This is a genomic window from cf. Phormidesmis sp. LEGE 11477, assembly GCF_015207105.1.
Lineage (GTDB): Bacteria > Cyanobacteriota > Cyanobacteriia > Phormidesmidales > Phormidesmidaceae > Phormidesmis.
In genome coordinates this window covers 15145-40782 of record NZ_JADEXO010000003.1, presented here as the reverse complement: position 1 = coordinate 40782, position 25638 = coordinate 15145, and the positions used below count along the sequence as shown (strand labels likewise).

The 25638-nt window shown below is 50.5% G+C and carries 20 protein-coding genes; 11 read left to right on the top strand and 9 right to left on the bottom strand.

What is annotated here, in order from left to right:
* Positions 1-6: 6 nt before the first annotated feature.
* Positions 7-1290, bottom strand: a complete 1284-nt coding sequence (locus tag IQ256_RS01605) for a S41 family peptidase (protein ID WP_228024474.1) — start codon at positions 1288-1290, stop codon at positions 7-9.
* A gap of 493 nt (positions 1291-1783) precedes the next feature.
* On the opposite strand from IQ256_RS01605, the gene IQ256_RS01600 reads away from it, so the two are divergent.
* Positions 1784-2590, top strand: coding sequence for a creatininase family protein (locus IQ256_RS01600; RefSeq protein WP_193853609.1), 807 nt, complete (start codon positions 1784-1786; stop codon positions 2588-2590).
* 195 nt (positions 2591-2785) lie between these two features.
* A complete protein-coding gene (locus tag IQ256_RS01595; protein WP_228024473.1) occupies positions 2786-3484 on the top strand; it encodes an ROK family protein in 699 nt (232 codons plus the stop codon).
* Between the two features lie 149 nt (positions 3485-3633).
* On the opposite strand, the gene IQ256_RS01590 is transcribed toward IQ256_RS01595, so the two are convergent.
* Together IQ256_RS01590 and IQ256_RS01585 are read right to left on the bottom strand one after the other, a co-directional pair.
* A complete protein-coding gene (locus IQ256_RS01590) occupies positions 3634-4212 on the bottom strand; it encodes a 5-formyltetrahydrofolate cyclo-ligase (RefSeq protein WP_193853607.1) in 579 nt (192 codons plus the stop codon).
* A 46-nt stretch (positions 4213-4258) separates the two neighbouring features.
* Positions 4259-5893 (bottom strand): bifunctional pantoate--beta-alanine ligase/(d)CMP kinase, encoded by a 1635-nt coding sequence (locus tag IQ256_RS01585; RefSeq protein WP_193853605.1) that lies wholly within the window; start codon positions 5891-5893, stop codon positions 4259-4261.
* 267 nt (positions 5894-6160) lie between these two features.
* Between IQ256_RS01585 and IQ256_RS01580 the strand changes: the two genes are divergently transcribed.
* Together IQ256_RS01580 and IQ256_RS01575 are read left to right on the top strand one after the other, a co-directional pair.
* The gene (locus tag IQ256_RS01580) at positions 6161-7663 is read left to right on the top strand and encodes a SulP family inorganic anion transporter (RefSeq protein WP_193853603.1); all 1503 of its coding nucleotides are present in this window, start codon (positions 6161-6163) and stop codon (positions 7661-7663) included.
* 77 nt (positions 7664-7740) lie between these two features.
* On the top strand, positions 7741-8622 hold the full coding sequence (locus IQ256_RS01575; protein ID WP_193853601.1) for a universal stress protein: 882 nt from the start codon (positions 7741-7743) through the stop codon (positions 8620-8622).
* A gap of 295 nt (positions 8623-8917) precedes the next feature.
* On the opposite strand, the gene IQ256_RS01570 is transcribed toward IQ256_RS01575, so the two are convergent.
* Complete coding sequence (locus tag IQ256_RS01570; RefSeq protein WP_193853599.1) at positions 8918-9979, bottom strand: septal ring lytic transglycosylase RlpA family protein; 1062 nt, start codon at positions 9977-9979, stop codon at positions 8918-8920.
* 573 nt (positions 9980-10552) lie between these two features.
* Between IQ256_RS01570 and purM the strand changes: the two genes are divergently transcribed.
* A complete protein-coding gene (gene purM, locus IQ256_RS01565) occupies positions 10553-11617 on the top strand; it encodes a phosphoribosylformylglycinamidine cyclo-ligase (protein WP_193853597.1) in 1065 nt (354 codons plus the stop codon).
* Between the two features lie 79 nt (positions 11618-11696).
* A complete protein-coding gene (locus IQ256_RS01560; protein WP_193853595.1) occupies positions 11697-12536 on the top strand; it encodes a prohibitin family protein in 840 nt (279 codons plus the stop codon).
* 70 nt (positions 12537-12606) lie between these two features.
* Here the strand turns inward: IQ256_RS01560 and IQ256_RS01555 are convergent, their stop codons facing one another.
* Positions 12607-12948: a hypothetical protein gene (locus IQ256_RS01555; RefSeq protein WP_193853593.1), complete on the bottom strand. Its 342-nt coding sequence runs from the start codon at positions 12946-12948 to the stop codon at positions 12607-12609.
* A gap of 190 nt (positions 12949-13138) precedes the next feature.
* Here IQ256_RS01555 and crtD point away from each other — a divergent pair, with 190 nt between their 5' ends.
* From crtD to IQ256_RS01540, 3 genes are all read left to right on the top strand, one after another.
* Positions 13139-14647 carry a C-3',4' desaturase CrtD gene (crtD, locus tag IQ256_RS01550; protein ID WP_193853591.1) on the top strand — a complete coding sequence of 503 codons (1509 nt, stop codon included), beginning with the start codon at positions 13139-13141 and terminating at the stop codon, positions 14645-14647.
* 39 nt (positions 14648-14686) lie between these two features.
* Positions 14687-15556 (top strand): N-formylglutamate amidohydrolase, encoded by an 870-nt coding sequence (locus IQ256_RS01545; RefSeq protein WP_228024472.1) that lies wholly within the window; start codon positions 14687-14689, stop codon positions 15554-15556.
* Between the two features lie 856 nt (positions 15557-16412).
* Complete coding sequence (locus IQ256_RS01540; protein ID WP_193853589.1) at positions 16413-17456, top strand: alpha/beta hydrolase; 1044 nt, start codon at positions 16413-16415, stop codon at positions 17454-17456.
* A gap of 52 nt (positions 17457-17508) precedes the next feature.
* Here IQ256_RS01540 and IQ256_RS01535 read toward each other — a convergent pair whose 3' ends face one another.
* The 4 genes from IQ256_RS01535 to IQ256_RS01520 all read right to left on the bottom strand — a co-directional run bounded on the left by IQ256_RS01535 (position 17509) and on the right by IQ256_RS01520 (position 23161).
* The gene (locus IQ256_RS01535) at positions 17509-18636 is read right to left on the bottom strand and encodes a hypothetical protein (RefSeq protein WP_193853587.1); all 1128 of its coding nucleotides are present in this window, start codon (positions 18634-18636) and stop codon (positions 17509-17511) included.
* Between the two features lie 128 nt (positions 18637-18764).
* A complete protein-coding gene (locus IQ256_RS01530; RefSeq protein WP_228024471.1) occupies positions 18765-19559 on the bottom strand; it encodes a hypothetical protein in 795 nt (264 codons plus the stop codon).
* 83 nt (positions 19560-19642) lie between these two features.
* Positions 19643-20476, bottom strand: a complete 834-nt coding sequence (locus tag IQ256_RS01525; protein WP_370623322.1) for an aldo/keto reductase — start codon at positions 20474-20476, stop codon at positions 19643-19645.
* 180 nt (positions 20477-20656) lie between these two features.
* Positions 20657-23161, bottom strand: a complete 2505-nt coding sequence (locus tag IQ256_RS01520; RefSeq protein ID WP_193853584.1) for an ATP-binding protein — start codon at positions 23159-23161, stop codon at positions 20657-20659.
* Positions 23162-23518: 357 nt separating this feature from the next.
* Between IQ256_RS01520 and IQ256_RS01515 the strand changes: the two genes are divergently transcribed.
* Positions 23519-24769, top strand: a complete 1251-nt coding sequence (locus tag IQ256_RS01515) for an ABC transporter substrate-binding protein (RefSeq protein WP_193853582.1) — start codon at positions 23519-23521, stop codon at positions 24767-24769.
* Positions 24769-25638, top strand: a complete 870-nt coding sequence (locus tag IQ256_RS01510) for a branched-chain amino acid ABC transporter permease (RefSeq protein ID WP_193853580.1) — start codon at positions 24769-24771, stop codon at positions 25636-25638. Before IQ256_RS01515 ends, IQ256_RS01510 begins: the two co-directional genes overlap by 1 nt.

Below are 25638 nucleotides of genomic sequence, written 5' to 3'. Positions count from 1 at the left end.
CAGTTCTTAAGGTTCAATCCGCCCTAGCTGACTTGGCAACTGCGGTCTTGTTCCTGGAGAGGCTAAGACTGGCGCACTGACCTGCCGCCTAGCTAATACTTCTGGTCGAATAGCCGCTACGGCGCGGATAAACTGTAAGTCTTCGGAGGTTCCTCTTAGCGCTGGGTTCGTCTCTAGCTCGCGCTGCTGCTGGGTCGTGAGCGAGACGTTAATATCTGGCGTGATTCCTCGCGTGCTAATGTCTGTGCCATCAGGCGTGTAGTAGTGAGCAACGGTCACTGCTATACCAGAACCATCAGACAGCCCGTGTAAGCTTTGGACAAGGGCTTTGCCGAAGGTCGGATTCCCGACAATAACCGCGCGATCGTTGTCGCCTAGTGCGCCCGTAACAATCTCACTAGAGCTGGCTGATTGCCCGTTAACGAGTACAGCCATCGGTAAATCGGTAACGGCTGTGCGGTTGGCCGTAATTTCGTCATCGTGGCCGTCTCTATCTACCGTGCGGACGATACTTCCTCTAGGCAGCCACATCCGACTAATCTCAATACTTGCCTGTAGCAAACCACCTGGATTACCTCGCAGGTCTAAGACAAATGCCTCTGCGCCTTGCTCTGTAAGACTATCAATAGCTTCGAGCATCTGCTCAGCTGCATGAGCACTAAACTCATCTAGGTGAATATAGCCTACAGAGACATCCTCATCTCTGTGCAGCTCAAAGGTAACTGTTGGAACAAAAACAACCTCCCTAGTCAAGATCAAGGTTTCTTCGCTATTGTCTAAACGGCGTAGCGTCAAAGAGAGCTGACTGCCGCTATCGCCTCTGATTAGCCTTGAAGCCCCTTCAAGGGTCAGATTTCGACTAGAGCGACCGTCAATAATCAGAATCTTGTCGCCTGATCGGATGCCAGCTCTATCAGCCGGGGATTGTTCTAAAACGCTTGTTACTGTCAGCTCTTGTCCCTGCTTTTGTAGTCGAATACCAACGCCAGATACCTCTCCTGATGTCTGTTCTGTCAAGGCGCTATACTGAGCCGGATTCAAAAATCGGGTGTAGGGATCATTGAGACTACTCAAAACGCGGCGCAGCTCTCCGTAAGCAGCATCTGTCGAAGTATAGTCTCCGCTTAGCAGGGTTTGACGGACGCCCAACCAATCAACCCGGTTAAAGTCACCGTCTACATATTCTTCGTACACTAGCTGCCAAGCTTCATCTAAGACAGTTTTGGGGCTGTTTCGGAAGCTAGAGGCGGCGGCAGGTTGGGTGGTTTGTGGTAGGACACCTGTCGCCATTGCCGGTAGGAGTAAAGAAAGCGCACCTAACGAGCAGCGTTGTAGCGAGCCTAGAACACAGGCAGTATTTTTCATTTAGGGCAAGACAGCAAAGGATGTTCAGACGAATGATGCACGTGATGCGCTCAGCAAGGCCAGCGTTTGGTTCAGCATACACAGACCAAAGGCGAGTGTTTACAGAACTGACATTAAAAGATATATCTAGTTCTCTAAACTTAGTTGCTAATTCTAAGCACGTAAATAGGTAATTTCCATAGTTTTATAGAGAGAGCGCGCTCTTATTTATACAAGCACGCTTGTAGGGGCTGATATTGAGGTCTTGAACGCTATCTCAATGTCTCTGTTCCTAGCAGATTTGGTGACCTGCGGCTTCAGAGTAGTGCGGCTATTACGAGGGCGTGGTGATGGGTCTTTTTAGTGGAAGTATGCTCGAAAGACCAGATAATTACCAGGTGACTAACTGTCAGTTGACTAACTGTTCTACCGGATTCTTATGCACGGCTACATTCCGCCACAGCGATTTTTTCCCTATCTGCGGTGGCCACAGATCAGAGATTTGCCAGACAAGGCAAATACTTTGATCATTCAGCCAATCGGCGCAATAGAGCAGCACGGTCCGCACTTGCCGCTAGTTGTGGACGTGGCGATCGCGACCTCAGTTATTGGCGGGGCGCTACACCAGCTAGATGATGCGATCGCCGCCTATGCGCTGCCGCCGCTCTACTATGGCAAGTCAAACGAGCACGCTCAGTTTCCAGGAACGATCACGCTATCTGCCCAGACGCTAACAGCGGTTCTAATGGAAATGGCAGAGAGCATCTACAGCGCTGGATTTCGGAAGCTGCTGCTAGTGAATGGTCACGGTGGTCAGCCGCAAATTCTAGAGATTGTGGCGCGCGATCTGCGCGCAGAGCATGACGATTTGATGGTGTTTCCGCTATTTGTATGGGGCGCGCCGCATCAGGTGGCTGAGCTAGTGGGTCAAACAGAATATGACGAAGGTATTCACGCCGGAGATGTTGAAACCAGCGTACTGCTAGCGCTATTGCCTGAGCAAGTGAAGATGGCAGCGGCGGTAAGAGAGTTTCCCAAGGCGTTTCCCGCAGAGAGCCTGCTGAGTTTGGAGGGAAATTTGCCCATGTCTTGGACGATGAAAGACTTGAGCCGAAGCGGGGTTGTCGGTGATGCAACGGCGGCAACAGTAGAGAAAGGAGAGGCGATTTTGAATTCTGTTGTAGCGGGCTGGGTCAGAGTGTTTGAAGAAATCTATCAATTTGAGGGACTCAGCCGACAAGATTAGCAGGCAGTTTCAATAATGCAGTCTCCCTGTAGCAACTCAGCCGACCGGACGTTTTCACCCAGCTATCATTCACTCAACTATCAATTGAGCAGTTTAAACAGATGGTTTAGCTAACCGACTATTACAACTAACTAGATGGTCTAATAGGTAGGAATCAACAGCCGCAGCAGTCAGATAAAGGAACGCTAAAAGAGTATGGAAGAGGGCAGAATGAAGACGCTGGCGATAGATATTGGTGGCAGCGGGCTCAAAGCGCTGTTACTAGACGAGCAGGGAAATCCTTTGGGAGAGCGCGATCGCATCAAAACGCCCAAGCCTGCTACGCCCAAAGCGGTCATGGGTCTGCTCGTAGAACTGGCCCAAAGACAAGGGGATTTCGATCGGGTCTCAGTCGGATTTCCAGGAATTGTTCGCAAAGGTGTGATCTATACAGCGGTCAATCTTCACCCCGACTGGCAAGAGTACGATCTAGCGACGCAGCTCTCGCACAGCGTTGGCAAGCCCGTACGAGTCGCCAATGACGCTGATTTACAGGGGATGGGAGCGATCTCTGGAGAAGGCGTAGAAATGGTGATCACGCTGGGAACAGGGTTTGGAACGGCGCTGTTTACCGAGGGCCATCTGGTGCCGAATATAGAGCTAGCACATCATCGCTTTCGCAAGGGCGAGACTTATGAAGAACAGCTAGGAAGGGCAGCTCTAAAAAAGATTGGTGCTAAAACCTGGAATGCCAGGCTATTAAAGGCAATTGAGTCTCTATCGCGCGTACTCAACTACGATCGGCTTTACCTAGGTGGCGGTGAAGTAAAGCACATCGAAGTGGAACTACCCAAGAATGTGACAGTAGTCTCCAATTTGTTAGGGCTACTCGGAGGAATCAAGCTGTGGAGCTGAAAGCTACCGTTCAAACAAGTGCTGAAGGCTACCGTTCAAACAAGTGCTGAAAGCTACCGTTCAAACAAGTGCTGAAAGCTACTGTTTAAAAAGCTAAGAGCCACTATTCAAGGAAGCTCTAAAGGCTACTGTTCCAAAAAAAGCGAGAGCTACCGTCTGAAAAAGAGTCCGCTTTCTGTGCAGATCCCGTCTAGCGGAATATCCCAAATATCTCTGGGTAGCTGGGGAATACGAGCGTATTCAAAAACAATGCCAATAGTAGGTTTATCTGCCCAAGTTGGACTACTGAGCATTCGATCGTAGAAGCCGCCGCCGTAGCCGAGTCGGTAGCCGCTAACATCGCAAGCAATACAGGGCACCAGAATTAAATCAACTTTGCCGGGATCGGCAAGTGGTGATTCGGGATCGGGTTCGGTGATGCCATAGGCACCAGAACGTAGCTGCCAAGGACTGTTTGGATACCAGCGATGCCACTTGAGTGTTTTACCTTCACAGCGAGGCAGTCCCCAGCTTCGCGGCTGCTGCAAAAGTGAGCCCAAATCTGGTTCACCATTAGAGGTGCAGTAGGCCAAGGTGAGTCTAGATTGGCCAAAAACGGCCCAGCTATAGAGGTGCTGGCATATTCTGCCAGACTTCTCGGCTCTGATCCGCTGGGGCATGGCCTGTCTTGCTTTTAGCAGCGATCGCCGCTGCGATTCTTTGTCAGTTATGTCGCTAGAAAAAGACATTCAAGGGCAGGCTGAGGAGATTAGTTAGAAACTATCAAAAGAGAAACTACAGGTCTTGATAAAGGTTTGAGATTTTGGCAATCACCTGTTCTGCTGTGAGATGGTCAGTGAAAATTTCAATAGCATCTTCGGCCTTACGCAGTGGAGAAACGCTGCGGGTACTGTCTTTGCGATCGCGCTCTACAATGGCCTGAGTCAACTCAGCTAACTTAGGCAGCGACTGAATGTTCTCTGATTGGGCCTCTTCTGACTGGTCATTTCCTGACTGGGCATTCTCTAGATCTTGATAGCGCCTTTGAGCCCGTTCTTCAACAGAGGCAGTTAGGTAAATTTTAAGCTCAGCGTCTGGAAAGACCTTGGTACCGATGTCGCGGCCATCAGCGACGACACCGCCTTTCTCGCCATACTGTTGCTGCAAGCCAACTAGGTGCGATCGCACAGCGGGCTGGGCGGCGATGGTAGAGACTGATTCGGTCACAATTGGCGTACGGATGGCTTGGGTCGCGTCTTCACCGTTTACTCGAACCTGCGGCGGCTGTGGCTGATTGTCTTCGATATTGGCAATTAACTGAATCTTGCACTGCGGTAGTAGCTGGGCAATCGCCTCCTCGTCTTTGAGATCGACGCCTCGCTGTAAGGCATACCAGGTAAGCGCCCGGTACATAGCGCCAGTGTCAAGATACAGCAGTCCGAGACTGTGCGCGATCTGACGAGCGACCGTAGACTTGCCGGCACCAGCAGGGCCATCAATGGCAATAATAGGCTGGCGATCGCACAGGATAATATTGTCAAGTAGTCTCGTTAAATTCTCTTCAGGGGTTCCTACGGTTGCTGCGATTGCCATCATGCCTACGGTATCGATTACTTGCAAAGGCTCCAGTGTATCAGGATGAACCAGGGCTAGATAGTCTAAGGCGATTTTAGGTTCTGTGGCTAGGACAGATTTTGCCCTTCGAATCAGTTCAGCAGCGGTGCGCTCTCCGCGACTGAAGCGGCTTTTAGCAGCTCGCAGGCTCCGGCTAAGTACTGTTGCCTGCTGCCGCTGAGAATCTGTTAGGTATCGATTACGCGAACTGAGCGCTAGACCATCCGGCTCTCTAACAATGGGACAGATGACGATTTCACCAGGCAAGTTGAGATCCTGCTGTAGCTGCTTGATGATGGCGGCTTGCTGAGCGTCTTTTTGTCCGAAGTAGGCGCGGGTGGGGCGAACCAAATTGAGTAGCTTCGTGACGACAGTGGCAACGCCTCGAAAATGAGTAGGCCGCGATCGCCCCTCCAGATGAGCCGCTAGGGCTGTAGGCGGTACGACCTGGGTGACCTTCGCAAAGTCCAGCGTCGGTGTGCCATAGAGTTCGGCCACCGTCGGCATGAAGATGGCATCTACGCCAGCCGCCTGACACAGACTTTTGTCCGCCTGGTCAGAGCGAGGATAGCGCTCTAGATCTTCATCTGGAGAAAACTGCAGCGGATTGACAAAGATGCTGACGATGACGATTTGATCGGTTTGACGCGATCGCTCGATCAAACTCTGGTGCCCGGCATGTAGTGCTCCCATCGTCGGTACTAAGCCTACGCTCGGCGGATGAACACTTAGCGGATGGCTACTTCGAGAATCTCTATGTCGGCGACAGTCTTCTAGATAGGAATGCAGTTCATGAAGCGTATGAAGTATCTGCACAACTATCCTCCAGTTGAATCAGGCTACCAAATCAGCACACATCAATTTAACGCAGATTCTGGGGTAGCTAAGACTAACGTCGCGTAGAAAAAGCTATCAGCAATATCGAACAAATCTACTCACTAGGGATGATTCTTTTTGCTTGTTCTCCGACCATTGTTCGGGCCGTCGTTCGCAGCATTATACGGATAGTCAATCTCTGTCAATCTCTATAAATATGAGAGACTAATCTCTTGGGTACGGTAGTAACTCTAGACAGGAGAATCCTTGAACATTCGCAATCTCAACGTTCGCTCACCGAATTTACGTACGCTCAAACGAGAGTGGCTGCCTAATCCCAAGGCTGATCTACTAGCCGGAGCGGTGGTAGGACTCGCACTAATTCCTGAGGCGATCGCGTTTTCGATTATTGCTGGCGTAGATCCCAAAGTTGGACTCTATGCCTCTTTTATTATCGCGGTGATCACTGCCTTCTTGGGCGGCAGACCGGGATCTATCTCAGCGGCCACAGGTGCTATGGCTCTGCTGATGGTGGATCTCGTTAAAGATCATGGTCTGCAATACCTGCTAGCGGCCACGTTTTTGACGGGCATTTTTCAGGTGGTATTCGGGCTGCTCAAACTGGGTCGTCAGATGAAATTCGTACCTAGGGCCGTCATGATTGGCTATATCAATGCCCTGGCGGTGCTAATTTTCTTGGCGCAGCTGCCGCAGCTGACTAACGTGCCGCCAACGGTCTACGTCTTGACATTGCTATCGCTAGGGATCATCTATATCCTGCCGCGCTTTACTAAGGCGGTGCCCTCGCCCCTGGTTGCCTTAGCGGTAATGACAATAGCTGCGATCGCACTGCGTTTAGACGTGCCCACTGTCGGAGATATGGGTGAGCTGCCTACTGCACCCCCCTTGTTTTCTCTACCGCAGGTTCCTTTTACGCTTGAGACCCTGCAAATTATCCTGCCTTATTCCCTGACTTTGGCCATCGTCGGGTTGCTGGCTTCTTTTCTAACCGCCTCTTTAGTCGATGACTTTACCGACACGCCTAGCGACAAAAATCAAGAAGCCAAAGGACAGGGCATTGCCAATATCGTAACTGCTTTCTTCGGGGGCATGGCTGGGTGCGGCATGATTGGCCAATCGGTGATCAACGTTCAATCAGGAGGTCGAGGGCGTCTTTCTACGCTGTCTGCGGGCGTCTTTTTGCTGGTGGCGATCCTATTTTTACAGGACTGGGTTAGGCAGATGCCGATGGCCGCGCTCGTGGCCGTGATGATTATGGTTTCTATCGGCACCTTTCGCTGGTCGTCTTTTACGAACATGCGCCGCGTTCCTCGCAGCGAGGTAATTGTGATGCTGACGACTATGTTTGTCATCATTTTTACTCGCAACTTTGCGCTGGGGGTAGCCACGGGCATCGTCATGAGTACGGTATTTTTCTCTCGTAAAGTTGCCAAGCTCGTGCTTTTTGATCGCGTTTTGATAGAAGAGGGCGCTCACCGCATCTACAAGGTGTCAGGGCATATCTTCTTTTTATCTAGAGACGAATTCCTAGCTTCTTTCAACTTTGATGAGCTAGTTGAGCAGGTGACTATTGACCTCAGCCGGGCTCATCTATGGGATCAAGGGGCTGTAGAAGTTCTGGACAAAGCCGTGCAAAAATTTCGTCGTCGCGGCATCGAGGTGACTGTGATCGGGCTGAATGAAGCCAGTGCCACCTTGCTCAATCGCTTGGCTACCGATGAAGAACTGGTCGCTAGCGGTCAGTCCTAGCCTTGTTCTCACAACCGATTCAGTTTCAATAGTTGCTTAGATCAAACACTAGATAAAACCGCAGCATGAATAACGATATGAAAACAATTCTTCTGTGCTCTGACGGGTCGGCTTTTGCAGATAGCATCTATCGATACGGTGCCTGGTTTGCTCGCCGCTTTCAGGCCCAAGCCAAGGTTCTGTTTGTGACTGATATTCGCGGACAAAAAGTTGTCTCTACTGGCAATCTTAGTGGCAGCATTGGTTTGGGCGCTTCGGAGCAGTTGCTAAACGAACTGGTCAACCTAGAGTACGAAAAGGCTAAGCTCAACAATCAGCGATCGCGGCTAATTTTGCAAAACGCTGGTCAGGTGCTCAAGACTGAAGGCGTAGAGACAGTAGAGCTAATCAACCAAACTGGTTTCTTGGTTGACTGCTTCCATGAGTTTGAGGCAGAAGCCGACATGGTGGTGCTAGGCAAGCGAGGTGAGGCGGCAGAGTTTGCCTCGGGCCACTTAGGCGCTAATATCGACCGGATTGTTCGCAGCAGCACTAAACCTTGCTTAGTAACACCTCAGACCTTTGTTCCGATCGAGCGGTTGCTAGTGGCCTACGACGGCAGCCCGACTGGCCAACGAATCTTGAAATTTTTGACGGCTAATGCCTACGGATTCAAGGATGTCACGATTCACCTGCTGACGGTAGCTAAAACAGACGCGGCTAAGGCGGACTCAGAGACTAAGCGATCAAAGCAGCTAGTCAAGGCCGAGCAGCAGCTTCAACAGGCTGGGCTAACGCTACAGTCAAGCTTACTGATCGGCGATCCTGAAAAGGCGATCGCCCAATACATCGACCAACATCAGATTAACCTGCTGGTAATGGGTGCTTATGGACACCGCCGCATCCGACATCTCGTGATTGGTAGCACTACGGTTCAACTGCTTAGAAGTAGCGAAATTGCAGTGCTCCTGTTCCGTTAGATCCTCTTCCTTTTAGCAGGTGCTGACTGCAAAGTTAATCTGCTCTGTCAAAGTAAAGCGTTTCGTTTAAAGCGAGTAAAGCGTTCAGACAAAGCGGCGGTAGCGTCAGAGACGCAGCGCCTGAAAGGTTGAACGCTTCTATAGCGTTGGTCACTTGACTGAAATACAGTTTTCAGGCTGAAAGCTTTATGTTGAAACGGGTCAAGTGACGCGCCTGTACCGTAGGCTTTGCCTTCTCGCAGAGTATGCATCCGGTACAGGCTATAGGGTAGAATTCGCCGTGCTGGCGGTTAGGTTAGTAGCCCAGCACGTCCATCTGAACAGTACCGACACCCGCGCTAGTCAGGCCAATTTCAGCGGCTGCGCCTGCGGATAGGTCGATGATTCTGTTACCGGAAAACGGTCCTCGATCGTTGATGCGAACAGTGACCTGTCTGCCTGTATAGAGATTGGTAACCAGGACTCTAGTGCCGAAAGGCAGCGTTCGGTGGGCCGCCGTCAGCGCATACTGATTGAAGGATTCGCCATTGGCAGTTCGTCTGCCGTGAAACCCAGGACCGTACCAGGAGGCAGTGCCAGTGGTACTAGAAACAATCGCAACTTGCTGAACGGGTGCTACTTCGACCACAGGCTCAGGCTCGGGCATGTTTTCGATTTCCGAGACGGGCTCTGCTCCTCCCATCAGGCGACGCAGGCGGTTAGTCACCTGCAAAGCATCTTCAGCCGCATCGTCTGTGGTGTCCGCTAGAATCGTACGACTATCTAGGGCAATGAGCGCTTCATCTGCCAACGTCACCACAAATCCTTCGGATTCTTCCTGCCAGCGCACTGAGATATCAGCTGCTTCTATAGCCTCTGGGTCAAGCTGAGTGCCCAGCTCAGTTGCTCGCGCTACAGGGTTCTCTAAAGCATCCTCTGATATAGAAGCTTCATCCGCTGTAGCAGCACTAGACTCCCCTTCGATGGCCTCACCACCTGTGCCATTAGCGAGGCTGTCTACGTCTGTACCTAGAAAAGTAAGTACGGGAATATCCTTCACATAAAGCGTGGCAGCCTGGCGTCCGTCAACATCGTGGGGATAGACCAGAACATCACCGCTGAGTTCGGGAGCAGAAACAAAGTCAGAACCCGTCTCTAATTCACCGCCAGCTTCACTGCCAGTAGCTACCGCGCCCGGTAGTTGAACAGGCTTATCAGCCGCCTCAGACTCACTGGTACGGTTAACGGGTTGAGCGCCCGCTGTAGTAGCGCTGATTCCAACAGTGGTGATTCCTGACAGCAGAACGGCTGCGGCCAGACCAGTAGCAAATTGCTGCTTTGACTTTTTCTTGAGCAGACCTTGGGAGAGCAAAAACATAATTGACTACGTTGCGACAGCATGAGTGCTAGACGGTGTTTTGTCTAACCGGTTTTATCTCGGTTCACTGAGCTGCTGCTTTAGAGCAGTGCTTAACCTCGGCATGAATTAAACCAACAGTGGCTAATTTACACGAACCAATCTGAGTAAAAATCCGGGTATTCGCAAAGGCGATCTATCAAAATGTTTTTTTGATCACTTTCCAAAAGCCTGAAGTGACGAAATGTAAAGGGCTTTCAGAGCCTTCAGCCTGTGGGCTGATATTTTGTGATGCTTATGTATTAGATGCTACTTAATCTGGATAACTAATCAATAAGAGCCCTTTTTTAATGTGCATAGTGGAATAGTTTTTTATGGACTATGCAGTTAGTTGCATATAAAACCACACATTTCAGAAGCAATCACTCGCTGAAATTTGGAGCTATATTCTTTTTTCTTTTCCTTTAGGGACGAGTTTGTCTCTTAGATAGCGTTATGAGAGTCTGAGACTGGCTATTGAGCGCTATATAGGAGTATGCTCTGCGATTATTGTGATTTGTAACGCTATATAAAGCGTTCTGGAGAAGGCGAGTGATGGACTACAAGCAGGCAGGGGTCGATGTGGATGCGGGCCGCGCATTTGTTGATCGGATCAAGGCGATGGTGGAGGGCACCTATCGGCCTGAGGTACTCGGCGGGCTCGGTGGATTTGGGGGTTGTTTTGAGCTGCCAAGCGGGTATCAACGCCCAGTGCTGGTATCGGGTACAGACGGGGTAGGCACAAAACTAAAGCTGGCCCAGGCTTTAGACCAGCACGATACGGTAGGTGTGGATCTAGTCGCGATGTGCGTCAACGATGTCCTGACGATTGGCGCGGAGCCGCTGTTTTTTCTAGATTATTTGGCTACTGGCAAGCTGGCGGCTGAGCAGCTCGCTCAGGTGGTTGCTGGCGTAGCGAATGGCTGTAAAACGTCCGGCTGCGCGCTGCTAGGTGGTGAGACGGCGGAAATGCCAGGATTTTATGCGCCTGGAGAGTACGACATAGCGGGGTTTTGTGTGGGTATTGTGGAAAAAGATCGGATGCTAGACGGCTCGGCGGTAGCGGTGGGCGATCGCGTCATCGGACTAGCCAGCAGCGGCGTTCATAGCAACGGCTTTAGCCTGGTGAGAAAGATCGTGGCAGAAGGCGATCGCGATCCTAAATCAGCCGGGCGATCCACAGGCTATGACTGGACCGAAAAGCCGCAGATCCTAAGCGGTCAGTCGCTAGGGGAGGTGCTGCTGACGCCAACTCAGCTCTATGTGAAGCCGATTTTGAATGTGCTGAGATCTAGTCTGACCATTCACGCGATGGCACATATTACGGGGGGTGGGCTGCCGGAGAACCTACCGCGCTGCCTGGGTAAGGGCCAGTCGATCCAGATCGATCTAGAGAGCTGGCCAGTACTTCCTATATTTAAATGGTTGCAGGCGGCAGGCAAGGTCAGCCTGCGCGATATGTTTAATACCTTTAATATGGGAGTTGGCTTTGTGGTGATTGTGCCGCCCGATCAGTCTGTAGCTGCCTGTCAGCAGTTTGAGCAGGAGGGCATCGCTGCTTACGACATGGGCGAGGTCATTTCTGGGCGTGGAGATCTGCTAGGCGTGCCTACTGCCTAAAAATGTCTTAGCCAGCAATTGATTGCCTATGTCAATGACAGCTATCAATCACACTTATATATAAGAGGAGTTTTGCAAGTTGAGTGCAACCAAAGGAAACAGTCAGCCGGTGGTGATTGCTGCGATCGCAACTGTAGTGGCCTTAATTCTGGCCAGCAGTTTTGTGATTATCAATCCGGGTCAAGCAGGCGTGCTGAGCGTGCTAGGTAAAGCGCAAAACGGCGCTTTATTAGAAGGAATTCATATCAAGCCGCCGTTCGTGTCCTACGTAGATATCTACGATATTACCGTGCAAAAGTTTGAGGTGCCGGCTGAAAGCTCGACCAAGGACCTTCAAGATCTAAGAGCAAGATTCGCGATCAACTTTCGTTTGCAGCCTACAGAAGTTGTCGATATTCGACGTGAGCAAGGTTCACTATCAAACATTGTCAACAAGATCATTGCCCCACAGACTCAAGAGTCGTTCAAAGTAGCTGCCGCGCGGCGCACGGTCGAGCAGGCAATCACGCAGCGAGAGCTACTAAAAGAAGATTTTGATAATGCGCTAGCCAAGCGGCTGGAAAAATATGGGATTGACGTGCTAGATACCAGTGTGGTCGATCTGACCTTCTCTCCTGAGTTCTCGCGCGCGGTGGAAGAAAAGCAGATAGCAGAACAGCGAGCCCAAAGAGCTGTCTATGTAGCGCAAGAAGCCGAGCAAGAAGCGCAGGCTGAAATCAACCGAGCAAAGGGTCGAGCTGAGGCCCAAAGGCTAATCGCCGAAACCCTAAAAGCGCAGGGTGGTAATCTAGTGCTCCAAAAAGAAGCGATTGAAGCTTGGAAAGAGGGCGGTGCTCAAATGCCTCGGGTTCTAGTGACTAGCGGTGCAGACAGCGCTGGCGTACCGTTTATTTTCAATCTGGCACAAGGCGATCAGTAAGCTAGCCCTATGCAGCGTATGCAAACAAGTTGGGCTCAGGACAGAATGAGCCCAACTCAGCAGCCATCACTTAGTCAGCGTCAACGTTCTTGTTGACGTCTTTAGCCATATCCATATAGTCGTCTGGGTCACTATCGCCGGGGCTATCAATGTTATCGACCTTGCCCTTTCTAGTAGCATGATCGCCGGCGTCAGTATCTTTACGACCTACTGCGCTGGGGTTGCTGGTTTGATTGCCTGGACCTGTTTTATTTTGCTCGGCGATGTCATACTCCTTGTCGAAGTCAGTATCGGCGACTTCTGGTTTGGTCTGTTCGCTAGTTTCCTCGTTCTCGGTAGTGTCCTGATTCTCTTTGTTGAGCTCTTCCTTGAGCTGCTGAGCCTCTTGAGGAATGTTGTTAGGATCTGCCATTTGTTTCACCTATGTTGCGGCTTTCACAGCTTACGAATCGGTGAGAGTAAGCACTATATACCGGATGGTGGAAATTTTATCTTTGGAATTTATCTTTTGAAAATGGGTTGCCAAGAAAGTAGCCTCTAAAACCGTAGAGCCTAGCAGGGACGCTAGAATAGAAATAGATTTTAAGAAATGTAACGGTTGCATGGCTAGCAGTGCGTCAAAGAAAGTGGTGGTGATTGGGGCTGGAATTGGAGGGTTAACAGCCGCCGCGCTATTAGCTCATCGAGGGTACCCTGTAAAAGTCTTTGACCAGGCAATTGTACCGGGGGGGTGTGCATCCACATTCAAACGCAGAGGATTTACGTTTGATGTGGGGGCAACCCAAGTTGCCGGATTAGAGAGCGGGGGCATTCATCATCAGATCTTTGAAGAGCTAGGTATTGATCTGCCGCCCGCGAGTGAATGCGATCCGGCCTGCGCGGTCTTTTTACCTGGAGAGACTGAGCCGATTAACGTGTGGCGCGACGCGCAGAAGTGGAAAGCTGAACGGGAAAGACAGTTTCCCGGCAGCGCTCCTTTTTGGGCCTTCATGAAGGCGATGTTCGACTATAGCTGGCGCTTTCAACAGCGAGATCCAGTGCTGCCGCCACGAAACCTGTGGGATGTATGGCAGCTAACTAAGGCGCTACGCCCTGATACGCTACTGACGGTGCCGTTTACCTTTTCGACAGTAGGCGACATCCTTAAAGGCTATGACTTGTATGAGAACAGGCGGCTACGCACTTTTCTAGATATGCAGCTGAAGCTGTATTCACAGACAACAGCAGATAAAACAGCAGCTCTATATGCAGCAACCGCGCTTGGGGTTTCGCAGGCTCCGCACGGATTGTTTCATCTAAAAGGAAGTATGCAGGTGCTAAGCGATCGCCTGCTCACCGCCCTAGAAAAAAACGGTGGTGAACTCTACATGAGGCACAAAGCTGAAGCTATTAAGATAGAAGAGGGTAACCCTATCCAGGTAAAAGTAACCAACAAACAAGGAGAGTCTTGGCTAGAAACCGCTGATCACGTCGTGGCGAATGTCACCGTGCAAAATCTAGTGAAGCTGGCAGACAGCAACAAAATGAATGGCTACCAAAAAAGAGTAAAACAGTTACCGTCCTCTTCGGGTGCGTTTGTTATTTATCTGGGTGTAGAACAATCAGCGGTGCCTGACAATTGTCCGCCTCACTTACAATTTTTGTACGATTACGACGGCCCGATTGCTGAAAACAATTCTCTTTTTGTTTCAGTGAGTAGAGCCGGTGACGGTCGTGCGCCAGCAGGGAAAGCAACTATCATCGCCTCTTCTTTTACTGATGTGCAGCCATGGGATGACTGCGATAAAGAAGAATACAAAGTGATGAAAGATGACTATACTCAGACGGCAATTTCTCGTTTGAAAGACTACTTCGATCTGCGGCCAGAACATTTGGTGCATGTAGAGGCAGCTACGCCTAGAAGCTTCGAGACATTTACCGGGCGATCGCAAGGTATTGTCGGTGGCATTGGGCAGCGCGTACCTACCTTTGGGCCATTTGGCTTTGCCACCCGTACGCCGGTTCAAAATCTCTGGCTAGTCGGCGACAGTACGCACCCAGGAGAGGGCACAGCGGGCGTGAGCTATTCGGCAATGACAGCAGTCAGACAGATTGAGGAAAGGGAGTCTTAGCGCCTGACCAGAGATTGCCGCAGCGATGGAGTTTTTACCTTGATACCTACTAATTTATTCACCGTTCTTTCTCCTAAAGCTTCTTCTGAAGGTCTTTCTAGAGATAGAAGCGTTCCAATTGTTGCAAATTTGCCTCATAGCGGATTGCAAGTGCCTGAAGCGATCGCTCATACCTTCACACCTCACCAGCTCCAGACGCTGCCGAATTCAGACTGGCACTTGCAGCCACTTTACGACTTCCTTCCTAGCCTAGGCGTCACGCTGATGCAGGCCAACTACAGCCGCTATGTAGTGGATCTAAACCGGGCGGTAAAGCCGCCGCTGTTTGGTTCTTTTTGGTCGGCGGTAGTTCCAGAGCGGACTGCTTTTAAGCAAGATATCTATCTCACTAAACCGAATGCGACAGAAGTGCGATCGCGTATTGAACAATACTACGAGCCATACCATCGGCAGCTAGCTGAGCTTTTGAATAATGCGATCGCGCTTCACGGCAAAGTCTATCTACTAGACCTTCATAGCTTCATGGGATTGATCAGCGATGACGTTTGCTTAGGTAACGCCAAAGGAAAAACGTGCGGTGAAAAAACGCTTGAGATTGTCAACAACAGCTTCCTCCAGCAGGGCTATCAAGTGGTGAAAAACAAAGTATTTACAGGCGGTCATATTACTCGCCATTATGGTCAACACCCCAACGTAGAAGCGTTGCAAATCGAGATCCGCTACCCCGTCTATCTGCCGGATGATCGGCTAGAAGCCGAAACCATTCCCGATTGGCAAAGCCCTAAGTTCGACGCAGCCAAACGCAGACTTGAGGCTGTTTTTGCTAAAATCGTCAATCAGCTAGCGCCAACTCCATACTCATCAGCTCCATACTCATCAGCTCCATACTCATCAGCTCCATACTCATAGAGAAAGCTACACCTACGGACGCTAGCCGACCTCAGGCAAATAACCCAGCTAAACAATATCAAGTATAGCTTTCCGCTCTTTGCTTACTACACCACGAAAGGCTACAGCCCTTGCCATACAGCGCCAAGTGCCATAGCAGCGGTGAGACCCCGCGTCGCTTTGCGGCGCTAGGGAATGCTCACCAAGACAAAGTGCGTAGGCTATAGCCTTCGGCATGGCTTCGCTAGTGCCTTCTCGAAGAGTATGCATCCGCGCTTTGCTATAGATAAAATTCAAATAAAAATCCCCTACTCAATATGAAGTAAGGGATAGGCTATTGACTTCGTTGTTAGAGTATTGGGAGATACACCCAAATCTCTCAAGTAACTGCGATCGTCTCTGGCTCGCTACCGGGCAGAAGCTACAGCAACTAAGCGGCGCTAACAACCCCCAAAAATAGAGAGCAGCAGGCCAGCATCAACCCGCATAAAACAGCAGACTTTACAAATTGGTCTACAGAAAAAGAAGGCATATTGACAAGCTCTCCTATCAAAAACAAAGCTATAAAGCTGTTTGGTAAGTACAGCAAAGCTGGTGTTACTGAGACTCAGTATGTTCTTTTTTTGGCTCAACGGCATTTGTATTTTTACGTAGGTTGGACTACAGCGCCAGCCACTTTGACCCACATATTCTCCAGCAGAGTGCATAATTTTGGAGCTACAGACTTGAGAAGCTGATAGCTATTGACACTTTTAAGCGCGGCAATTGGCTCCTGCGAGACGCGGTTAGAAGCATTACCCGATGATTGCATCTATGGCTACTAGTCCAGTCTTTTCGTCTATTGTATTGCTATGGCTCTTCTCTGATGGTTTTTCTGATGTCTTCTAGATCTATGATCGCCCTAACATCGGGTATAGTCTTCACTGCGCTCCTACCAAAGTTTGCCTGGGCGACCTCCTTTGACGCCACTCCTCGCTATCAAACCTTTTCAAGCTATAGCACTACCAATCCCTTCAACGGCGATGCTACCGACATCTACTATCCGACTCTAGAGGATGCTTCTGCTGCAGATGATCTCCCGATTGCCCTGATGTTGCAAGGTGCGCTCGTTGATAAGAGTTTTTATTCAGACTATGCCAGTCAAGTTGCTCGTCATGGCTTTGCGGTTGTTGTACCCAACCATTTTCAAACGACTCCTGACTTTGGCGATGCCCTTTTATCTGAGACCTCTCAGCCACAGGCCGTACTCGATCAGCTCACCGTTGAAAATGGGATGAAGGATTCTCCGCTCAATGGCAAGATTGATACTGGCAAGCTCGGTCTTCTAGGCCATTCTTTTGGCGGGGCTGTGGGACTATCCACTATCGGTGAAGTTTGCTTGCCCGTTCAATGTGCAGCGCCTTTTGAGCGGCCAGAAGCACTAATGGCAGGCGCATTCTTTGGGGCGAATTTACGCGATCGTAATGATGCTTATCTCCCTATTAAAAATGACGGCGTTGGCGTTGCGCTTATTCAAGGCGATCGCGATGGCAGAGCCCTACCCCTTCGCGCCAAGCTGACCTACGACCAGGTTCAATCGCCGCCTAGAGCACGGATCACACTTAGCGGCGTCAATCATTTTGGCATCACCGATGTGAATATGCCAGACGGGGCTATTCCCGATCCAACGGCTCAGACCGTAGATCAAACTGTATCGATCGAAACGACTGCTCGGTGGAGCGGATTATTCCTGAGAGGTACGCTACTTGAGGATGAAGCCGCCCTAGAGTATGTGCTCGATACGGGGGCAGGACAAGATCCGATTGTAGTCAGCGTGGAGGCTGAAGCCGTACCTGAACCCAGTACCTGGGTCAGCAGCATCGGTGTGGCAATTGGCTTGATCTGGCTATGTCGTCGATACCAGCTCCCTTCAGGGCATTAGGTCGGGCATTAGGTCGAGCGTTCGGTTACCAGGTGATTCTGATCTGTTGAATTTAGGATGGGGCTGCCAAGATATTGAGAATAATCTCCATGGTGCGAGAAAGGTGACTTTGACCGCTAGGCAGTTTGGCCACCGGGTCGATCGGTCCAGTAGCACCGTTATGACTCACTGGGCCTAGCGAAATAAACTGAATTTTACCTTCTGTTCTCGCTTTGTTCCAGCTAGACCAGGCCATCACTGGCCAGCGCTTAGGAAACATAGCTGCCCCTAGTTTGGCCAGCATGTCGCGATCGCCTCTAGCGTGATAGAGCCGCTCGATTTCGGCGACGCCATTGTCGCCACTGACAACGCCCGCTATCGAAATCACATCAATCGGAACATCTAGCGCATACTTTAGATAGGTGACCGCACCTAGAGCAACCTGTGCGCCGCCACTGTAGCCTAACAGCGTAATCGGTGTGCCTAGCTGGTAGCCTCTTTGTCGCAAACTATTGAGAATGACTTGCGCGGTGCCTCTATTAAAAACAGGGCCGTAGCGATTATCCGTAGAAACGGCAACCTGAAAGGTATTGCGAAGGTTGATCAAAATATCTAGCGGGCTGTTAGGATTGCTGACTTCAATCCGATTCACCCAGCGCCAAAATGAGGCAAAGGGTCTTTGGCTAGTCAGGGGCCGATTGAGCGCAGAGTAGGCCATGATGTCTTGAATGAAAACCATCTCTTTAGGCAGGGCAGCCTCTAGCGTATCTAGAAAATTCTGGACGCGCTTGGGATAGTCAGCGCAGCTCTGGGAAATGCCGTCTAGATAGATGACATATCGCTGAGGCAGGGAATGTGGGGATGCGATCGCCTGTTCAGTCGCCTCTTCACGGGAGGGAGGATGGATGTGAGCAGACGTAGCCTGTGGGGAAGAAAGCGTCTGGGGGATGAGGAAGCTATGAGTTTCGATACCGTCACCGTACCAGCCAGCCCACCATCCCAAAGATTCAAAAGGAGAGAGCAGGCCAGCTAGAACTAGGGCAATAAGACCGACGCGAATGAGATCAAAAATGAAGCCAAGTAGTTTGCTGTTGAAGGCTATATACCATTGCAGCCACTGATCGTTGGCAGGTGATAGTAAAACAATGGTGCCAATTGCCAGAAAGATAGCGGCACAGAGCTGGATAAAATAGCGGCGCATAAACGAACGAGGCGACAATGGAACTGGCTAAATGAAACTGGCTGTAAGTCTTGTAGGGGTAAAGCTGCTTTGGCAAGGGGCTAGGTTTTCCAGCAGTTGAATAAATTTTCTGTTGTTTATTAGAAGATTTATTTTCTAGGATGGAAAGGAACATTACTTGGACGAACAGGCTGTGTTTGGCTAAGAGAGTCAGACCCGGCAATCTGAGTTCTAAGTCCGGCGTAGAGTTCTTCGGCTAGGCGATTACGGTTTCGGATTAAATCTTCACCAGCGACCCAGTTGATTATCCACTGACCGAGAGAAGCGATGGGCTGGCCGACCGTCTTCTGGATAAGCTGAATGCCGATCCAGCCAAGGGCAACGCTGCCGAAAGCCTCCCAGAGAGCCAGCGTGCTGATAGTATCTATACCAACAACGACAGCCAGTAGTGTCCAGATAGAGAGCAAAATAAAGACGGCGCTACCAAAGTAAGGCATAACCACGAACAGCCCTAGCATCAGCGGCGCGTAGCTAAAGCCGATGGTCCGAATAACGGCGCTCAGCGGTAGATAGCTATTGAAGACAGTATTGATCATTACCCAGGTGCTGAGGGCCCAAAAGCCAAAGCCAACCACGAAGAGAATAGCAGAGATAACCAGGCTAAGAATAAACCGTAGTGGGCGAACCTGGTTGATAAAGAGGACAACGATCTGGCTGAGCGACTGGGCGATGCCAGCGATAAAGACGATAGTGAGAGCAGCGGGTAGACTATGAGGCTGGTTTTGCAGGGTTTGAAAAGTGATGGGCCGCAAGGCGATCACGCCTTTTACTAAGCCCCAAAGCTGGCTAAAGGCATCCACCTTTGGCACGGCTGCTAATATCTGAGTGAGGTGCTGGGAAAGGTACCCGAACTGCTGGTTCAAAACCACTGCGATCGCTGACAAATGTAGCCAGTAAAGTATTTAGCTTCAAATCATAGTTAGTTGGTGGTTAGTTGGCAAATGCGGGCGATCGCACAATTCCTCTTTCAAAGCATCTCTAGTGGAATAGGACGGCTAGGTCTTGGAAAGGCTGAGTCTAGCGCGTCCAGCTCTTCTGGTCCTAGAGCGATGTCTAAAGCGGCGTAGTTTTGTTCTACATGCTCAATTTTGCTGGCTTTGGGAATGACGACAATGTTCTCTTGATGTAGTAGCCAGGCGATCGCGATCTGAGCGGCTGTTGCATCGTGCGTTTGGGCAAGCTGCTTGAGCGCTGGGTTGTTCAAGAGTCTACCTTGCTCAATCGGTGAATAGGCCATTACTGGAATGCGATGCTGTTTGCACCACGGCAGTAGATCTAGCTCTACGCCCCGCCTACTCAAGTTGTAGAGAATTTGATTAGTCGCTATTGACTCGCCACCTTCTAGTCCAGCGGCCTTTGCCATATCATCAGTATCAAAGTTGCTGACGCCATAGTCACGGATTTTTCCGGCCTGCTTTAGGGCTTGAAAAGTTTCTAGCGTCTCTGCTAACGGCACAGCGCTGCGCCAGTGGAGTAGATATAGATCGAGATAGTCTGTGTTTAGGCGCTTTAGGGTGCGATCGCAAGCCGCAATCACTCCTTTTCTCGATGCGTTATGCGGATATACTTTGCTGACTAGAAAGATATCTGAGCGTCGTGAGGTCATAGCTTCCCCTACGACAGTTTCTGCGCCGCCTTCACCGTACATCTCTGCGGTGTCAATGAGCGTTAACCCTAACTCCATGCCGCGCCGAAGGGCTGCAATCTCATCTGGCTTGCTCACAGCTTGTTCACCCATACGCCAGGTGCCCATGCCCAGCCTAGGAATCTTTTGCCCGCTTGGCAGCTCAATTGCTTGCACGGTGCCTTTCCCCTCGATGTTCTTTTGTCCATTCTAGCGAGTACGCTCGATTGCATAGCACCCATTAGACTGCAATAACAGGCTGCACCTGTCAGACTGCATCAAGACAGTCATATCACTAAAACTATTTGGCCACCGTAGGCAAGCTGACGCGCGAATCATGTTTACGCGCCAGGATTTTTACTCTACCCGGCACTCCTTCATACTCACTGGAATGGTGATGACGAATTCTGTGCCAACTCCTGCTTCAGAAAAACATTCAATCTGGCCGTGGTGCTTTTCTACCACGATTTGATAGCTGATGGACATGCCCATACCCGTACCCTTGCCGATAGCTTTCGTTGTAAAGAATGGGTCAAACATCCGGTCTCTGACCGTAGCTGGCATGCCAGTGCCATTGTCCGCTAGCTTGATAACGATGCGATCACCGTGTGCTTCTGTACGCAGAGTGATTCGCGGCACTTTCTCACCGTTTGGATTAGCCTTTAGCTCACTTTCTAGCGCATCAATTGCATTTGCCAAAATGTTCATAAAAACCTGGTTGAGCTGGCTGGCAAAGCATTCTATGAGGGGCAGATTACCGAAGTCTCGTACTAGCTCAATCGCAGGCCGATTGGTCTGAGCTTTGAGCCGATGCTGCAAAATTAATAGCGTACTTTCTATGCCTTCATGGATATCGATGGCTTTGCATCCAACCTCATCCATTCGAGAAAAATTACGCAGAGATAAAACAATCTCGCGGATTCGCCGTGTGCCTGCTCGCATAGACACCAGTATCTTTTTTAGATCGGTTTGAACAAACTCAATATCAATCTCTTCAGCCGCTATTTGAATCTCTTCTGGCGGTGCTGGATAGTGCTTTTCATAGAGCTGCAAGAAATCGAGCAAGTCTTGGGTGTGGTCTTCTACAGGATTAATATTGCCATGAATGAAATTGACCGGGTTGTTGATCTCATGAGCAACGCCGGCCACCATCTGTCCTAAGCTAGACATTTTTTCAGTTTGAACTAGCTGCGCTTGTGCCTGCTGAAGCGTTTGAATAGCTGCTTCTAGCTGCCCTGCCTTCTCTTCGGCCTCGACAGCGCCTTGCTTTGCCTGTGCTAACAGATTCGCTTGATAGATCGCCACGCCCACTTGCCCAGCTAAGGCGCGTAGTAGATCAATCTCGTCCGCTTCCCATTCTCTGGTCTTAGCGGCTTTCTCTTCTGTATCTTTTGTGCCAGGCTCTTCATCAGAGCACTGGTCAGCAATCAATAGACCCCAAAGCGCTTCTTGTACATGGATAGGAACTATCAATTTGGCCTGAACCCCAAGACTTTTTAGATAGTCTCGATGCTGAGCTTCGAGTGACGCTGAAGAAACGTGGCTGATCGCAATAATACGGCCCTGTTTATATTGCTCAACATACTCACGGTGAAACTGATTGTTCATTCCAGCATTGCCCAGTGCAGAAAAACTTTTGTCAGCCACGGACTCTACCGCAACTTGGCCATTCCAATCTGGGGTAAAGCGATAGATCAAGGCTCGATCGACAGATAGAAACTGGCGAACTTCATCCACCGTTGTTTGCTGAATAGATTCTATTTTGAGAGACTGCCTAATTTGAGTCGAGAGCTGGTTGAGCATCTCGCTCTGCTTGGCCAGTCTACGAAAGGTCGCCTCAGACTGCTTGAGCAAATCTTCAGCAACCTTACGCTCAGTGATGTCTTCGATAGTTCCTAAAAGACCGACCACGTTGCCCTTAGCATCATGCAAAGGAAATTTGCTGGTTTCTCGCCAGCTAAGCTGCCCGTTGGCCTGACGCTGAGACTGCTTGATTCGCAACATAGGCGTGTTAGTCTCCATCACCTGGTTGTCACACTGCCGATACCAAGCTCTTTGTTCTGGAGTCCAAGGTAGGTCATCGTCGGTAATACCCGCCACCTGACTCGAATCTTTGAATCCGGCCATTTTAGCCCAGCGATGATTGCTACCTAAATATGCGCCGTTTTTATCTTTCCAAAAGATGTACTGAGGAATGCTATCAAGCACGATCTGCATCAGCTCGGCCATGTGATAGGTTGAGACCCCGTCTTTGGCACTGGGATTGCTAGGCTCGTCGTTTGTGGTGCGATCGCCTACAAAAGATGAGCTATCTACAGACTGACTAGTATGAGCATCACAAGAATCGGCAGCTATGTGTGATTTTGCGGTTGATAAATCTGCTAGAGAGGCTGTTTCTAGACCGGGCATTTCGATGTCCATAACTGGGTTATTCAGGTTTGGGCGTTGTAAATAGACTAAGCTGACGGCCTGGCTGATGGCCAAAATCTGACATAGCTGACTGTGTTCGTCTTTGAGCGGAGTGTACGTCGTTTGATACTGCTGCTCACCGCTTGTAGTCGATACAGTGAAAATCCGCTGAACAGACCGCTCTGTCTGCACAACTACCGAGAGAGCATCAGCCGCTTGTTGCCAATAGTCTTGGCTTGTATCCGGGCGTTGTGCTTGGCTCACCAGCGCTTGGTCTGTTTGGCCAATCAGCATCTGCTCTGAGCATTGCAGCAGCTCGGATAGCGCTGGGCTCACAGCGCTGTATCGACAGTCGCTACCGTAGCAAGCCATTACCTGCAAAGTTTGTTGTGCTACGAGATGACGAAGATCACCGCTGAAGTTGGCAGCCGCTGCAGTGTATGGAGCGTCCATATGTTTTGAGAATGATATCGAAGCAAGCGAGATGGGCTTTTTCCGAATTTAGAATACCCATTGCTCGATATCAAACCTGGAGGATATAGACACTACGGGGAAATATTTAGCGAAGCTTGTCTTATTCGGGGTTGCTAGTTCGTGACGACTGCGTGACGACCAACAAAAGACAAGTATCACCCGCGTCGTCAACTACGCATCCATGAGCAATATAAGAAAATGAGCAATATGAGAATAAGAGGCAAAGATTGGAAGAGAAATTTCGCAAACGAACTTACCCGCATTGATAAATGTGGAGTATTCTGTCTGGGACAACGCTTTTGTCTTGATGTCTCGCAGCGATAGGATACTTTCTCCATGGTCTTTAAACCCCATCACCGAACAGTTGGGCAAAAGGGTTTTCATCGTCGAACTTTCCTGCGAGGGATAGCAGGGTTTGGCTCGGCAGTTGCGATCGCCAAACTGACTGGCTGTACGCCCTCTACTTCAGAAGGTGGGTCAGAAAGCGGGGGTGAGCCGCTTAAACTCGGACTGATCGCAGCTATTACTGGACCGTCGGCGCTCTCTGGCGAGTCGATCAAGCGGGGACTAGAAGTTGCCATAGACGAGATTAATGCAAACGGCGGCGTGATGGGAGGTCGCCCGATTGAGCTGGTCATTAGAGACGATGAATCGACCCCGGCAAGGGGCGTTGCGGCTGCCCGTGAGCTGATTGAGCGAGAGCAAGTTGCCGCCATCTTTGGGGGCCTAGATTCGCCAGTCTCGCTGGCGATGCTGCCTGTTCTTCATGAGCTAGAGACGCCCTATATGGGGGTATGGGCAGCGGCAACTGGGATCACGCGCAACGACTTTGATCCCAACTATGCTTTTCGCGTTTCTGCCAATGACAATATTGTCGATAGCTTTCTAATTCGCTACGCCAAAGAGGAAACTGGGGCTTCTAAAGTCGGTTTGGTGCTAATCAACAATCCTTGGGGCGAGTCGAATCAGGTCGGGTTTGAAGAGTGGGCTCCTGAATATGACGTAGAGATTGTCGGCGTCGAAAGATTTAACGATGGGGATACCGACATCTCGGCTCAGCTAGGACGACTGCAGTCTAGCGGCGCTGAAACGCTGCTGTTAGTTGCGAATGCCGCACCGGGCGCGCAGATGATGCGGTCTTTAGAGCGGCTGGCCTGGGATGTGCCGGTGGTGTCTCACTGGGGTATTTCTGGAGGACGGTTTCCTGAATTAGCTGGAGAAGAAACCGCGAGAAAGGTGACCTTTGTGCAAACCTACAGCTTTTTTGGTGAGCAAAGCCCAGTCGGTGAAAGAGTCTTAGCTGCTCTACAAGAGAAATACGATCTAGCCGGGCCAGCAGATATCTTAGCCCCGGTAGGAACGGCGAATGCCTACGACGCCATGCACCTGATGGCGCTAGCATTGGATACGGCTGAATCGGTTGAAGGTGTGGTGCTGCGAGAGGCTTTTTATAACCTGCCAGCTTATGAGGGGCTAATTAAAACCTATGAGCAGCCTTTCACGCCTGATAATCACGATGCGCTTAACGAAGACGACTATATTTTGGTGCAGTGGGACGGCGATCAGATTGTGCCGGTAGCGTCCTGATGTGGCCGCAGCTGATTTTATCGGGGATGGCAATCGGCAGTATGTATGGCCTGGTTGCGTTGGGTTTTCAGATCACTTACGCCGTTTCAAATACCATGAATCTCTCGCAAGGGGCGTTTGTGATGGTGGGCGCGGTGATTTGCTACTGCTTGAACATTGCCTGGGGCGTCCCTGCGATCGCTGCTGTTCCGATCACTCTTGCTCTTTGTGCTGCCCTTGGCCTCGTGATCGAACGTTGGATCGTGCGCCCTTTTGCTCGTAAGGGTTCTCAGTCTTGGCTGCTGAGCACAATTGCGCTTGGCATCATCGCTGAAAACGTGGCGATGCTTACTTTTGGCAAAGAAGTGCGAGGCTACCCTTCACCGCTAGCTGAGACGACGGTTTCTATCTTGAACTTTGGCGTGTTTCCGCTGGAGATCGTGATTCCGGTCGTTGGGCTAGCTACGGCTGTTGGCCTTTGGCTGCTGTTTAACCGAACGCTGTGGGGCAAAGCCTTTCGCGCCGCCAGCGAAAATCCGATGACTGCTCAGATTCTAGGGATACCGGTTACTCGGCTGATTGCCCTATCTTTTGGCCTGTCTACAGCGCTGGCGGGTCTGGCCGGTATGCTGATTGCGCCGATTGCGAATGTGTCTGCCACGATGGGGACACTGCTAGGGGTCAAAGCGTTCGCGACTGCCATTATTGGCGGACTGAGCAATCCGTGGGGCGTGATGGTTGCCGGTGTGCTCTACGGCGTGGTCGAATCAATCGCCGCTGGGATGCTGGGCGGCAGCTATCGAGAAATTATTGGATTTTTGGTGGTGATTGCGGTTTTGGCTGTCAGACCCAATGGACTGTTTGGGAGAACGAATATCAAGAAGGTGTAG